The sequence below is a fragment of the Echinimonas agarilytica genome (assembly GCF_023703465.1).
GTDB lineage: Bacteria > Pseudomonadota > Gammaproteobacteria > Enterobacterales > Neiellaceae > Echinimonas > Echinimonas agarilytica.
The window spans coordinates 1-13089 of record NZ_JAMQGP010000002.1; the positions used below are offsets into that span (position 1 = coordinate 1).

Sequence of the window (13089 nt, forward strand, 5' to 3'; positions counted from 1 at the left end):
CACCTGATCCCATTCCGAACTCAGTAGTGAAACGCAATCGCGCCGATGGTAGTGTGGGGTTTCCCCATGCGAGAGTAGGTCACCGCCAGGCACCTTTTCAGAGAAAGCCCGATTCGTAAGAGTCGGGCTTTTTTGCGTTTACGGATTTCGTTATATGCACAGACGTCCTTGTCTTGGCGGCATACACGCCATCCTAAAAATCTCTATTCAATCCCCGAATTTTTTAAAGTCTATTGTTAGTTCAGTGAGAGTTGAGTTACCTCAATCGATGGTAAGTTTTGAAGTTCTTGCAACAGACTTGTAACGTCAGTTTGTGGTATTTAATAGCATCAAATTTTAACGGTACCCGAACTCATGAATTTAGTACTTAAATTAATTGCAGGTATTGCGGCGGGGTTAATGATCGGTGCATTTGCTCCAGATGTCATTGCTCGGATAATGCTCACTGTCCAAACAATGGTTGGGCAACTGATCAGTTTTACCATTCCTCTGATCATTCTGCTTTATATTGCCAATGGTATCGGTGGTCTTCCCAGAAATTCAGGTAAAATGCTTGCTCATACGGTCGCCCTCGCATATGGGTCTACGGTTATCGCTGGTACACTTGCCTTCATTTTTGCCAGCAGTGTGTTACCGAGCTTGGTCTCTGCGCATAGCATTGCAGAGTCTGCGGCTGAGGCAGGGCTCACGAGTTATATTAATTTAAAATTGGTGCCTGTCATGGAGATTATGACAGCGTTGGTTTTGGCGTTTGTTTTAGGCATTGGCATGAGCGCCATTCAGTCCAAGTATCTGAATTACGTCATTGATGAAGGTCGCCAGATCATCGATAAATTGTTAGCTCATATCATCATTCCACTATTGCCGTTTTATATCGCCGGTGTCTTTACTCAAATGACACTTGAAGGTTCAGCCGTTGCGACTCTAAAAACATTTGGCGTGGTTTTGATGTTGGCTGTGGCTATGCACTGGTTTTGGCTGACATGCCTTTATGTGTTGACTGGTTTGGTGCAGAAAAAGTCGCCGCTCACGTTACTTAAAAACATGTTGCCTGCTTATTTCACTGCGCTAGGCACAATGTCGAGTGCGGCTACTATTCCGGTGTCACTCAACAGCAGCAAAAATAATGGCGTTGATTCATCCATCGCAAACTTTACAGTACCATTGTGTGCGACGATTCATTTGTCGGGCTCGGTCATTACCATTGTGACGTGTACGACCGCAGTGATGTTAATGACACCTGAATTGGTGACGCCTTCACTTGGGAATATTATTCCATTTATTTTGATGTTGGGCATTACTTTGGTTGCTGCACCTGGGGCTCCAGGTGGGGCTATTATGGCGGCGTTGGGCATTTTGGCATCGATGCTCGGTTTTGGCGAAGGTGCCGTTGCATTAATGATCGCGCTGTATTTAGCACAAGATAGCTTCGGAACCGCCTGCAATGTGACGGGTGATGGAGTGATTGCGTTGTGGGTTGACCATTGGCATGGCAATGGTCAAACCGAAGCCGTTAACTCACCGAATGCTGCGTAATAATTCTTTGAGGTGTTTGACTGGCACTGAGTAGGTAATGGCGCTTGGGTGAGTGAGCGCCGATTCCTTGTTGCTGGTTAATAATACCTTGTTGATGATGGCCACGACTTCGCCAGAATCCACGTCATACACGGGGCTACCACTGTTGCCGGGGTAGGCTGTGGCGTTAAGTTGAAATACTGAATATGGATTTCTTAGAATTTTGAGTTGAGCAGCTGTAAGCTCTGATACATTGGCCACGGGCAACATGACTGGCGCAATTGATGCGATCATTCCCTTGTGCGTGACCGGATGTAGGCCGAGCATGGTGCCAATAGGGAAGCCGGTGAAAGCAATGTCTAATCCTTCTTTTACTTCCATGTTGGAAAGAGTCAAAGGCGGTAAATTATGACCCCTAATGCGCAGGATCGCTAAATCATGCACTTCATCTTTAGCCACTAATGTTGCTTCATATACGCGGCTTGAATGTCTGCCAGGTAATAATACTGCGATGTTTTGTTTGCGGCTGGGATCAAGTTCAGGAACGGCATGCGCATTGGTTGCAATTAAATCCCCTCCGGCAACGGCAAAGCCTGTAGCCATCAGGGTGGCTTTGGGGGCGGCAAGTGGATCGTATAACCCGACACCGACAATACTAGGCTTCACCGATTCGATGAGTTGAATCATGGGTTGGTGTGCTTTTGTAGTAAATACCCATGCACAAAGAATGATAAGCAAAGGAATTTTGAGCTTATTAACAAAACATGCTGAAATGGTCATATTAATGAGTGAAGGCTGTGTATTTAGAGATGATAGAAATTATCATAGCGTAATACGAACTCCGACTGGGAAATCGATCTGTTCATGGAAGAGCTGAAAGTAGCTTCTTTACACCACATTGTCGAATCAGCACCGCAAGATGCTGTAGCAATCATCGACAAAGGCAAAACATTCAGTTTTGCTGATATCAATTTGGCTGTGAGTGCTTATCGTGAACTCATCAACCATTGTTGTCCGATTCAGCCGCGCCAACGGGTCGCTTTTTTTGATGTTAAGTCGGTCGAGCAGGTTGCGCTAATATTTGCGGCTTGGTCTTTGGGGGCTGTAATTGTACCTATAAACCCGACTTTAAAATCAGCCCAAGTGCAACATATTCTGAATGATTCTCAAGCAAGCCTGTTCATAACCTCAGCGCCGCGTTTAAAAGCGGCTGCTGACGATTTTCTGTTGCAGACCGAAGGCCTAACGGTCGGATTGATTGGAAAAAGCGATCTCGTTCAAAGTCCTCGTGTGTTCAGTATTCCTGCGGTTGATGAAATCAATCACCTAGCGGGTGGGCCTCCAATTAATACGGTTCAACCTGATCCCAACGCGCTCGCAGCCTTGCTATATACCTCTGGCAGCACGGGCATGCCGAAGGGCGTCATGGTGTCTCAGAAAAACTTACTATTGGGTGCAGGTAGTGTGGCCGCGTACTTGGGCCTTTCGTGTGATGATCGAGTGATGGCGCTACTGCCTTTTAGTTTTGACTATGGTTTGAACCAACTACTGAGTAGTTGGTATGTTGGTGCTTCAGTGGTACTTCACAATTTCTTTCTTCCCGGTGCTGTTGCAGCGGATTTAACAAAGTATGAAGTGACTGGATTAGCAGGAGTTCCGCCGTTGTGGCGACAACTGTTAAAGCCGCTTACTTCTGCTGGAGCGCTCAAATTACGATTTGTCACCAATTCGGGTGGCGCTTTGACACTCGACATTATCCACGCACTCAATTCGTTGCATTGTGCGCCTGAAATCTATGCTATGTATGGTTTGACGGAGGCATTTCGGTCGACCTATTTAGCACCGAGCCTGTTGCATCAAAAACCGGCGAGTAGCGGCCAAGCTGTGCCCCATGCGCGCATCTATATTCTTGATGATTATCACCAGCCTTGTGCGGCTCACCAAAAAGGTCAGTTGGTTCATGCTGGACCGTTGGTGGCGTTAGGCTATTGGAATAAGCCAGAACAAACCGAACAACGCTTTATGCAATTGCCAACCGATTTAGCAGAATATGAAGGCGAAAAAGCCGTATTCTCTGGTGATCTTGCGTGGCAAGATGAAGATGGCGACATATACATTGAAGGCCGTCTTGATGAACAGATCAAAACATCTGGGTATCGAGTTAGCCCGAATGAAGTGGAAGCTCTTGCCCAATCTATCGAAGGGGTTGAGCAAGTCGCTTGTCTGAGTGTCAAGGACGAAGCAATAGGCCAAGCTATAATTATTGTCTATCAAGGATCGGTTCTATCCAATCACGATTTCCTCACGGCATATAAAGCATTGGCGCCGAATTACTTGTGGCCTAAAAAAATTCACCATGTTTCTCATATTCCACTGAATGCCAATGGCAAAGTGGATCGCGTTTCCTTATCTGAGCGTTATTGTCATGTCACACATCACTAAATTGTCGTCCGGCCATCAACTTCAATCAGCACACGAAGTGGTGAATCATGAACTTGTTATTGCCGGAGAGCCTTTATCAAAACGCGTACAGGAAGCTGGCGGAACGCCTTGTTATATGTACGACATGACACGCGCACAGCAACAAATTACCGCTGTGCGTGAAGCTTTTCCAAAGCAGTTCTCAGTTTTTTATGCGGTGAAAGCGAACCCCAACTCTCAAGTTTTAGCAGCTCTACAGCCATGGGTCGACGGGCTTGATGTTGCATCTTATGGTGAAGTTGAAACTGCTATGAACGTCGGCTATAAGCCCCAAGATATGGGGTTTGCAGGCCCAGCAAAAAGCCAGGGTGAACTCAACGCATCGCTTGAAAATGGGGTGTTCCTTAGCCTCGAATCCATCACCGAAGCAAAACGCATTTGCACGTGGGCTGAACAACATCAAAAGCCGATAGAGGTGGGGATTCGGATTAACCCATCATTTGAACTTCGCGCCTCAGGAATGCACATGGGCGGCGGGGCTCAAGTGTTTGGGATTGATGAAGAAACATTATTTAAAGTGGTTGAAACCATCAACCAAAGCGCTTGGGTGAGTGTCACAGGCCTACACATTTATGCCGGCTCTCAGTGTCTTCAAATGCCCGCTTTGGTTGAGCAGTTTCGTGAGACATTCCTTTGTTTTTCAAGGGTTTGTGAACAATTTGAATTACCTATTAAGCGTTTAAACTTTGGTGGTGGGCTAGGCGTACCATACTTTGCTGGCAATGTGCCCATCGACCTTGCGCTATTAGGTCACGCTCTACATGAATTATGCGCGGAATTTAAAGATTTTATTCAACACAAAGAGTTGATTGTCGAACTCGGGCGTTTTTTGATGGCTGACGCTGGCCTATATGTATCGCAAGTTTCAGATGTGAAAGTTTCACGGAAACACACTTTTGTTATGACGAACGGTGGGATGCATCATCATTTGGCAAACTCTGGGAATTTGGGGCAGTTGCTAAAAAAGAACTATCCTGTTGTCTTAGGTCAGAAAGTTGATTGCCCAGTAGAACAAAAAGTCACGATCGCGGGTCCGTTGTGTACCCCGCTCGACGTGTTGGCAAAGAATATTGAATTGCCTCAGGTAGATATTGATGACTTTGTTGTGATTATGCTCAGTGGGGCCTATGGATTGAGTTCAAGCCCTCAACAATTTTTGAGTCACCCATCAGCTAAAGAATTAGTGATACCGGTTATTTAAAGTGGAGATCGAATGCAGCATCCAATTGAGAGTAAACCAGAGCCCCTTTCGCACATACAGTGGCTAAGTCAGTCGCAAGCGCAAGAGGCTTATGGAGGCAGCGCGATTCAGTCGTCTCGCCAATTGAGTGGTGGGTTTGTTGTGACAAAACAAACGGATGTTGCTGATATTCTGCAATGGGCTGTAGCGCATGATGCAGCCGTACAACCGATCAGTTCAGGTCGAAATTGGGGCTATGGTTCGGCGCTTCCTGTTGCCGATGAAAAGCCCATCTATATTCTGGATCTATCCAAACTCAAGGCGGTCATTGACTTTGATGAACAGCTTGGACTGGTCACTCTAGAACCCGGAGTCACCCAGGGAGAGCTATTGGAGTGGCTTGAGTCTCGTAACTTTGATTACATGGTGCCGGTGACGGGCGCAGGCCCGAATTGCAGTATTGTTGGGAATGCTATCGAGAGGGGGTATGGCATTACCCCTTATGCCGATCACTTCGCTGCCGTGACTGCTCTGACCGCATATCTGTCGAACGGATCCCTCTATCGCTCAAGTTTGAGTGAACTGGATAGATCAACTCACGTCACCGCAGATAAGTCATTTAAATGGAAGGTTGGGCCTTACCTCGATGGCTTGTTCACGCAATCCAATTTGGGCGTCGTGACTCAAATGACCATCCGTTTAGCAAAGCGTCCAAAAGCTTTTGAAAGTTTCTATGTGCAATTTGCTAACGATACTGACTTGGAAGTCGCAGTGGAGTTATTGCAAGGTATCATGCGCGATTATGAAGGTATTGTTGGTTCTATTAACTTAATGGATAGGCGTCGGATTCTTTCGATGGTTGCCAACAATCCAAATGGGCCTGAACAGCACCAAGTGATGACGGACGAACAATGCCAAGCATTGGCTAAATCCTATCAGGTACCTGCATGGATGCTTGTGGGCTCTATTTACGGAACTCCGGCCGTCGTTAAAGCGGTACGCAAAGATGTTCGCCAGAGAGTTAGAAAGTATGCGTCGCGCACCATTTTTTCTGAAGGTTGGCTATTGAAGTTTGCTCGAGGGTTGCTATCGGTATTGCCGGCATCAGTGATGAAAGATGAAAGGGAACAACTTCAAGCGCTTGCCGAGGGTGTGGAGATCATGTTGGGCAAGCCAAATCAAGTCGCATTGCCTTTAGCGTATTGGCGCAACCCCAAGCATCGTCCTGATAAGAGCAAAGAGCTAAACCCTGCAAAAGATGAATGTGGACTCATGTGGTATGCACCGTTGGTGCCGACCAAGAGCAAGAATATGCGCGAATTTGTGAACATGATTCGCGAAATTTGCCCGCTGTATGGTATTGAGCCCCTGGTGACATTGACCAACCTCCGTTTTGACCTAACCGATAGCACGATTCCAATCTTATTTAATGCGCAAGATGAGAATGCAGTGAAGCAAGCCAAGCTATGTATTGCTGAGTTGGTGGATAGAGGGCTTGACCAAGGCTGTGTGCCTTACCGAATGAATATCGATCAACAAACGGAGTTACTTGATCCAAATGCTGAATGCTGGCAGCTGGTTCAGGGAATTAAAAAAACCATGGATCCGACCAATACGATCTCCCCAAACCGTTACAATCCATAATGTCCCCAAATCAAATCAGTACATTGCTCCCAAATTGAAATTTCATTTTGGGAGTTTTTTTTGCGTGTTAATTGTTATCTAAACTATTAACTTGTGTTGCGCTAGATCTCGTTTCTCATTAACATGCTCCGCTATAACGATAAAAATAATGATTTTTCTAAAAACTTAACTTAGGGATTTGCTGTAATGCGCAAACTTATTTCGCTATCCGTTGCTATGGTTTTGTCTGGACCTGCTCAGGCATTAGATATTTCTGATGATGACTTAAAAGAGAAGGGCTTAGCGGCTGAAGTTGAAGGCGGTTTGACACTGTCTACAGGTAACTCAGAAACCACTAATTTACGTGGTCGTCTTGCGGTTGACTATTTTCTTGAAGACTGGCGTCACTATACGCTGGTTGAAGGAAACAGCTCGCAAGATGATGACAAAACCAGTGCTGAGCGTTATTTCGCGGGCTACAAAGTCGATCGCGATTGGAGTGATGTAAACTATACCTACGCTGGTCTGTCGTATGAAAACGACCGCTTTAATGGTTTTGAAGATCTAGTGACAGTTTCTGCCGGTTATGGTCATCGCTTTAAGTTTGGTGATAACATGAACCTCGATACAGAAATCGGTCCTGGTTACCGTTGGAACAATGCTGGCGAAGGCACTGATGAGTGGATTCTTCGTGGTTCGATGAAGTATTTGTGGGAAATCAGTGATAACAGCAAGTTTACTGAAAATGTATCGGTTAATGCGGGTGATGAAAACACCATTAGCCGTTCTGAAACATCATTAACGACCACCATTATTGGCGAGCTTGCTCTGAAATTGTCATTTACGATGACGCATCAGACGAATCCAGAATTTAATGGTGATGGTACGCGTAAAGATAAGTTAGATACAACAACAGCAGTGACTTTGTTGTACCGCTACTAATTGCTAAGCGTGATTTTAAACATTAAAAAACCAGCGATATTCGCTGGTTTTTTTGTAGGTGAGCGTTGTAAGTCAAGGTTGTTGCGTCACAGAGATCGCCACTGCTTTTTTGTATGTCACAACGACCTGATCACCCACTTCAACTCGCTCTAGGTGCTCCGGATGGCGGCGCACAGGTAAGGTAAACTCTCCCCCTGTTGGGCCTTTGAGGGTGACGGTTTGATTGACCTTATCAATGACCAAAATGTCAGCGATCACTTCAGTGACTTCAGAGGCAGAAATACTTGGCTCTGTGCCTTCCTTAGACATATCGAGCTGTTCTCTGTTTTCGATTCGTGCTGAGCCTTCGCTTGCCTGGACTCGGACTGCAAAGGATTCGGTATATTCGGTAGACACCAGATCGCCGACTCTCAATTGCTCGAAGTTGGAAACTCGAGGAGATGCCACTAAAGTGACTTGTTGTCCGGCTCTTGAGATAGTGAGCGTTCTTGATGGATAGTCGATCCCTACAATTTTAGAGTTTGAAGTGATCGTGTTCGATTGCAATACTTCTGGCTCGATAATGGTTTCACCGGGACTCGGAGCGGTTGCACACGCCGTTAACATGGATGCTATGAAACCTACACAAAGAACCATACAGTTACGATTCATAAATAATCCTTTTCGATAATTTTATAAAGCTAAGACTCGCTTAAGGCTAAACAGTTCAGACAATACTTCCAATCACTTAAAAAGTTTACTGACCACTCAATCAGGGCTTGTAACTCCGATCAATGTAACTATAGTAATTGCGATAGGGGTCTGGTGATTAGACTCAATTTTATTTTAAGGATATGACATGAAATTTTCGTTAATGCCACTGTGCCTTCTGTTGATCAACTCTGTTGCTTGGGCTGACTGGCAGTCGGTGCCAGAAGAGAGCGAAATCAATTTCATTTCAATTAAAAAGGGCAGTGTGGCTGAAACACATCGTTTTGATGCATTCAGTTTGTCGTTTAGTGAGACTGGCAAAGCGAAACTTACTATCGATTTGTCTTCGGTTAATACCGGTATTGATATTCGCAATGAACGTATGAAAGAGGTGTTATTTGAGGTTGCTCAATACCCCTCTGCCACTTTCACGGCAGAAGTTGACGATGTAAAAATGTCAGAATTAATGATTGGTGATCGAATTCAGCGCAATGTAGAAGGTCAATTCACCATGCACGGTAAAACAGTGCCTATGACCATGACGCTAAAAGCGGTAAAACTTGCTGGCGGCGATGTTCTAGTGACCACTGTTGCGCCAGCCATTATCGATGCCAAAAACTTCGACCTCGTGAATGGTATTTTGAAACTTCAAGAGTTAGCGGGTCTGCCAAGCATTGCATCAGCAATTCCAGTGACTTTTGAAATACTCATGCGAAAGCAGTAGCCCCACTGACAACAGGTTTTGGGTAGGCGGGCATTGTGCGTTGCCTCCCAAATTGTTGGTTTGAGCGATGAGGTACCGTTCGCATAGTCAATTGGCCCAAATGACAGAATATGTGGGGCTCTGTTGTTTTCTAAAGAACAGAACGTCTTGGCGTTCAGCACGCGTTGACTTAGGTGCGGATCAGAGGCTCTAAAACATTATTAAAGTATGTCAGACCTTTGTTCGTCATTTGCCAGTTCGCTTCTTCTAATATCATTAATCCCATTCCGGCTTGTTGCTCAAGGTAGGGCAATATTTGTGTGCGGCATTGGCCTGTTCTACGTTCAAACTCTTCAAGTGGCGCGGCACTGGTTAAACGAGCTCGATTCATAAAGTATTCGAAAGCTCGGTCATCATCGGCAACATCGGTCAAACTTATTCGGGGGTTCTTGCTGGGTGTTAAGTAGCTTGCAGGTGAAGCGACCTTAGAGGTTCTGAGTAGCCGTTGACTATCGACAACTGTAATTTTTCCGTGCGCTCCGCAGCCTATGCCCAAGTAATCGCCGAAGGTCCAATAGTTTAGGTTGTGGCTGCATTGATGCCCCGGTTTGCTATAGCCCGAGATCTCATACCGTTCATAGCCTGCCTGAGTCAGCCGTTGATGGCCTTGCTCAAAGATATCGACCAGCACTTCTTCGTCTGGCAGTTTCGGTGGCTTTCGATAGAAGTGAGTATTGGGCTCAAGAGTGAGTTGGTACCAACTAAGGTGTGGAGGAGCAAGCTGAATGGCTTGTGCTAGATCGTCCAAACCATGCTTTAGTTGCTGTTCCGGAAGGCCATGCATCAAGTCAATATTGAAGCTTTGTAAAGGCAGTTGACTCGCTAATTCTATGGCGGTAATTGCTTGGTCTTTGTCGTGTATGCGTCCAAGTAAGTTAAGTTGGCGACTGTGTAAGCTTTGAACTCCGATCGAGATACGAGTAATACCTGCGGCAACAAATCCTGCGAACTTCTCTGCTTCTACTGTTCCTGGGTTGGCTTCCATTGTGATTTCGGCATTATAGGCAAATGCAACGGTGTCTTTGAGGCCGTTGATGAGCCGAGTCATAGCCTTTACGCTCAACAAGCTCGGCGTGCCGCCACCGATGAATACGGTTTGAATTTCACGGCCTTGCACCCACAGTAGGTCCTGTCTTAAATCTGCAAGTAGAGCCTCTACATACTGGAGTTCTGGGATCTCGCCTTTCAATGCGTGGCTATTGAAATCGCAGTATGGACACTTCTCAACGCACCAAGGTATATGAACGTAGAGTGATAACGGTGGAAGCTCTAAATGGACCATAATTCGTGCCTGCTAAACCGGTTGTGGGTTAAGAAAGGCGGGTAATTCAGAGAGCAAGGCGTTTAATGCTTGTCCTCTGTGACTGATCTTATTCTTTTGTTGTTTGGTGATTTCAGCGGCGGTCACTGTCATGTCGCTAGGAATGAAAATGGGATCATATCCAAATCCACCGTCACCAAATGCGATTTGTGCAATATTACCGTTCCATCTGCCTTGGCAAATGAGTGGCGTAGGGTCATCGGCATGACGCATGAAAACCAAAACACAGCGGAATCTTGCAGTACGCTGTTGGGGAGGGACGCCATTTAGAGCGGTGAGAAGTTTTTCAACATTATCGCTGTCTGAGGCTTGCTCGCCAGCGTAGCGTGATGAATAGATACCGGGCTTGCCCTGCAAGCAGTCAACTTCCAAACCCGAGTCATCAGCGATGGCTGATAGGCCGGTGATACGAGCGGCATGGCGTGCCTTGATAATTGCATTTTCAACAAAGGTTGTGCCGGTTTCAGGAACCTCTGGTACATCAAATTCACTTTGCGGAACAATCTCAACATCAAGTGGCGCGAGCATGCTTGCAAGCTCTTTTACTTTGCCTTGGTTACCCGTTGCTAAAACCCATTTCATATCGATTATCCTCCGCACTTTTGTGAGCGACGCATGATACCAGATGGAAGCAGCCTGAACGGGTTAGTTCACATAAAACTTTTTAATGAACTGCACAGGGTATTCGCCTTCGTCGGTTTTAATCACTAAATAAAATCGAAAGGTTTCTTCATTACTGTATTTGAGCTGATCAATGTAATAGACCGCATTGCCTTCGATGATTTCTTTAAATGACAGAGTGACGTTATGCCCGAGTAAGTTTTTTGCCTCTCCCGTGAGTGGTGTTTTTATAGCCGCGTTGGCATTCCGTGTGTCTAATATCGATACGTTGATAACAGCATGATAGCGGCTGCGATTGATTTGATAGGTCTTTGCAATTTCGGGGGTTAGAAATGTGCTTTCAAAAGCTGAGAAATGCACTTCGTAAGGCCCTACCTTTTTCATTTCAGCAGATGCGTTGGGCAGCCAAATCATGAAGCCCATAACGGCAGCAATAATGAGTTTAAAAGCTTTCATGATGTATTCCCCAGCATGTTTTTAGGTGGATTTGAATCTTTAGTATAGAAAAAGCCACGCATTAAGTTGAATCGATGCGTGGCTTATGTGAACCCAAAGAGAGTTGCAATGCGCTCTTATTGGAATATCAACACCTGCAAGAATTGCAGTCCAATCAGCAAAATAACGACTGACAAATCGAGTCCGCCAATGCTGGGTATGACCCGACGAATAGGCGCAAGCATTGGTTCTGTGAGCTGATGCAAGGCGGCTTCAATAGGATTATAGCCCTGACTAACCCAGCTGAGAATTGCTCGAATGACAAGAATCCAGAATAGCATGCTAAATATTTGTTTTAGAAGCGTTATTCCAGCACCCACCACAATGACTTGAACGTCCGGCGCGTAGCCAGAAACGGTGAGTAATAACGCAACTTTTGCACAAGCAATGACATATGCAAACAACACAGAGGCGGTATCGACGTTGCCCAAAGGTGGAATCACTCGACGTAATGGGCCCACAACAGGGTGGGTTAATTTCACCACGAACTGACTGAGCGGATTGTAAAAATCAGCCTTTACTAACTGCATCCAGATACGCAGAAGCACGACCATCAAATACAAATTGAATACAGTATCAATCAAAAAGCCTAAGGCTGATTGGTTTGCCATATGAAACATTCCTTCATCAATTTAGAGTAATTTTTCCATCTCTTCAGCACGCGCAACACAAGCTTGCATGGCCTGATCGACCAAACCGGCTAAGTCGCCATTTTCAAAGGTTGCCACGGCTTGCGCTGTGGTGCCACCTTTAGATGTAACTTGTTGTGTTAATTCAGTCAGAGTTTTATCGCTTTGGTGAGCTGCAAGTTGGCTTGAACCGATGGCGGCTTGCTCTACCAATTTGCGTGCTGTTTGAGAATCCATGCCCATGCCTTCTAAACTTTTCTGCATGGCATTCATAAACATAAAGAAGTAAGCCGGTGAGCTTCCGGCCGCAGCGATCACTTGGTTAATTTCAGCCTCTTGTGATACCCAAGCGGTTTTTCCTACTGCTGCCATTAAAGAATCAGCGAGATTTTTGTCGGCATCACTTGTATCGATTTGGGCAAACAAGCCCGTCATGCCTAAGCCAATTAAGCTGGGAGTGTTGGGCATTGTTCTAACAATACGCTTGGCACCATTAAGCATGCTTTGTAAGCGAGCAATGCTTATTCCCGCGGCAACTGAGACGAATAACTTTTGATCGAATCCAGCAACCTCTGTGGTTAATGGTTTCAGCATGTCTTCCATCATTTGAGGTTTGACTGCTAAAACAACAACATCAGCGTCAGCAACGGCTTCAGCATTGTTGGTGCTGACGTGTAAGGTCGGAAACTCCTGCTTTAGGGCGTCGAGCTTACCTTGGCTGCGGTTGCTGACTCGAATTCTATCGGCAGGGTGACCTTGCTTGATGAGGCCTTTGAAAATTGCGCTGGCCATGTTGCCCGCGCCAATAAATGTCACGATTGGATACAAG

13 protein-coding genes and 1 rRNA gene are annotated in these 13089 nt (G+C 45.8%); 7 read left to right on the forward strand and 7 right to left on the reverse strand.

Translation table 11 applies throughout. The features are described 5' to 3' along the window. Positions 1-91 (forward strand): 5S ribosomal RNA (gene rrf, locus NAF29_RS04300); the annotation flags it as partial. 263 nt (positions 92-354) lie between these two features. Continuing rightward, positions 355-1536 carry a dicarboxylate/amino acid:cation symporter gene (locus NAF29_RS04305; RefSeq protein WP_251260272.1) on the forward strand — a complete coding sequence of 394 codons (1182 nt, stop codon included), beginning with the start codon at positions 355-357 and terminating at the stop codon, positions 1534-1536. On the opposite strand, the gene NAF29_RS04310 is transcribed toward NAF29_RS04305, so the two are convergent. Further along, entirely contained in the window at positions 1519-2202 is a 684-nt protein-coding gene (locus NAF29_RS04310; protein WP_251260273.1) for a S1 family peptidase, read from the reverse strand. The two genes, NAF29_RS04305 and NAF29_RS04310, sit on opposite strands and share 18 nt — an antisense overlap. A 177-nt stretch (positions 2203-2379) precedes the next feature. On the opposite strand from NAF29_RS04310, the gene NAF29_RS04315 reads away from it, so the two are divergent. From NAF29_RS04315 to NAF29_RS04330, 4 genes are all read left to right on the forward strand, one after another. Beyond that, positions 2380-3957: an AMP-binding protein gene (locus NAF29_RS04315; protein ID WP_251260274.1), complete on the forward strand. Its 1578-nt coding sequence runs from the start codon at positions 2380-2382 to the stop codon at positions 3955-3957. Then, on the forward strand, positions 3899-5197 hold the full coding sequence (locus NAF29_RS04320) for a type III PLP-dependent enzyme domain-containing protein (RefSeq protein ID WP_251260275.1): 1299 nt from the start codon (positions 3899-3901) through the stop codon (positions 5195-5197). Before NAF29_RS04315 ends, NAF29_RS04320 begins: the two co-directional genes overlap by 59 nt. 12 nt (positions 5198-5209) lie before the next feature. After that, the gene (locus NAF29_RS04325) at positions 5210-6820 is read left to right on the forward strand and encodes an FAD-binding oxidoreductase (RefSeq protein ID WP_251260276.1); all 1611 of its coding nucleotides are present in this window, start codon (positions 5210-5212) and stop codon (positions 6818-6820) included. Between the two features lie 186 nt (positions 6821-7006). Continuing rightward, positions 7007-7741 (forward strand): DUF481 domain-containing protein, encoded by a 735-nt coding sequence (locus tag NAF29_RS04330; RefSeq protein WP_251260277.1) that lies wholly within the window; start codon positions 7007-7009, stop codon positions 7739-7741. A gap of 72 nt (positions 7742-7813) precedes the next feature. Here NAF29_RS04330 and NAF29_RS04335 read toward each other — a convergent pair whose 3' ends face one another. Next, entirely contained in the window at positions 7814-8392 is a 579-nt protein-coding gene (locus NAF29_RS04335) for a hypothetical protein (RefSeq protein ID WP_251260278.1), read from the reverse strand. A 187-nt stretch (positions 8393-8579) separates the two neighbouring features. Between NAF29_RS04335 and NAF29_RS04340 the strand changes: the two genes are divergently transcribed. Next, entirely contained in the window at positions 8580-9155 is a 576-nt protein-coding gene (locus NAF29_RS04340; RefSeq protein WP_251260279.1) for a YceI family protein, read from the forward strand. Positions 9156-9324: 169 nt separating this feature from the next. On the opposite strand, the gene hemW is transcribed toward NAF29_RS04340, so the two are convergent. The 5 genes from hemW to proC all read right to left on the reverse strand — a co-directional run bounded on the left by hemW (position 9325) and on the right by proC (position 13088). Then, positions 9325-10476, reverse strand: coding sequence for a radical SAM family heme chaperone HemW (gene hemW, locus NAF29_RS04345; protein WP_251260280.1), 1152 nt, complete (start codon positions 10474-10476; stop codon positions 9325-9327). Between the two features lie 12 nt (positions 10477-10488). After that, entirely contained in the window at positions 10489-11097 is a 609-nt protein-coding gene (locus tag NAF29_RS04350) for an XTP/dITP diphosphatase (protein ID WP_251260281.1), read from the reverse strand. Between the two features lie 63 nt (positions 11098-11160). Further along, positions 11161-11592: a DUF4426 domain-containing protein gene (locus NAF29_RS04355; RefSeq protein WP_251260282.1), complete on the reverse strand. Its 432-nt coding sequence runs from the start codon at positions 11590-11592 to the stop codon at positions 11161-11163. 116 nt (positions 11593-11708) lie between these two features. Then, positions 11709-12242 (reverse strand): YggT family protein, encoded by a 534-nt coding sequence (locus NAF29_RS04360; RefSeq protein ID WP_251260283.1) that lies wholly within the window; start codon positions 12240-12242, stop codon positions 11709-11711. Between the two features lie 21 nt (positions 12243-12263). Next, a complete protein-coding gene (proC, locus tag NAF29_RS04365; protein ID WP_285817599.1) occupies positions 12264-13088 on the reverse strand; it encodes a pyrroline-5-carboxylate reductase in 825 nt (274 codons plus the stop codon). Position 13089: the final 1 nt, after the last annotated feature.

Coding starts and splice junctions, on each gene's coding strand:
- NAF29_RS04350 (WP_251260281.1), bottom strand. CDS start 11,097: ATGAAATGGGTTTTAGCAACGGGTAACCAAGGCAAAGTAAAAGAGCTT.
- NAF29_RS04330 (WP_251260277.1), top strand. CDS start 7,007: ATGCGCAAACTTATTTCGCTATCCGTTGCTATGGTTTTGTCTGGACCT.
- NAF29_RS04325 (WP_251260276.1), top strand. CDS start 5,210: ATGCAGCATCCAATTGAGAGTAAACCAGAGCCCCTTTCGCACATACAG.
- NAF29_RS04335 (WP_251260278.1), bottom strand. CDS start 8,392: ATGAATCGTAACTGTATGGTTCTTTGTGTAGGTTTCATAGCATCCATG.
- NAF29_RS04315 (WP_251260274.1), top strand. CDS start 2,380: ATGGAAGAGCTGAAAGTAGCTTCTTTACACCACATTGTCGAATCAGCA.
- NAF29_RS04340 (WP_251260279.1), top strand. CDS start 8,580: ATGAAATTTTCGTTAATGCCACTGTGCCTTCTGTTGATCAACTCTGTT.
- NAF29_RS04360 (WP_251260283.1), bottom strand. CDS start 12,242: ATGGCAAACCAATCAGCCTTAGGCTTTTTGATTGATACTGTATTCAAT.
- NAF29_RS04355 (WP_251260282.1), bottom strand. CDS start 11,592: ATGAAAGCTTTTAAACTCATTATTGCTGCCGTTATGGGCTTCATGATT.
- NAF29_RS04320 (WP_251260275.1), top strand. CDS start 3,899: ATGGCAAAGTGGATCGCGTTTCCTTATCTGAGCGTTATTGTCATGTCA.
- NAF29_RS04310 (WP_251260273.1), bottom strand. CDS start 2,202: ATGATTCAACTCATCGAATCGGTGAAGCCTAGTATTGTCGGTGTCGGG.
- NAF29_RS04305 (WP_251260272.1), top strand. CDS start 355: ATGAATTTAGTACTTAAATTAATTGCAGGTATTGCGGCGGGGTTAATG.
- hemW (WP_251260280.1), bottom strand. CDS start 10,476: ATGGTCCATTTAGAGCTTCCACCGTTATCACTCTACGTTCATATACCT.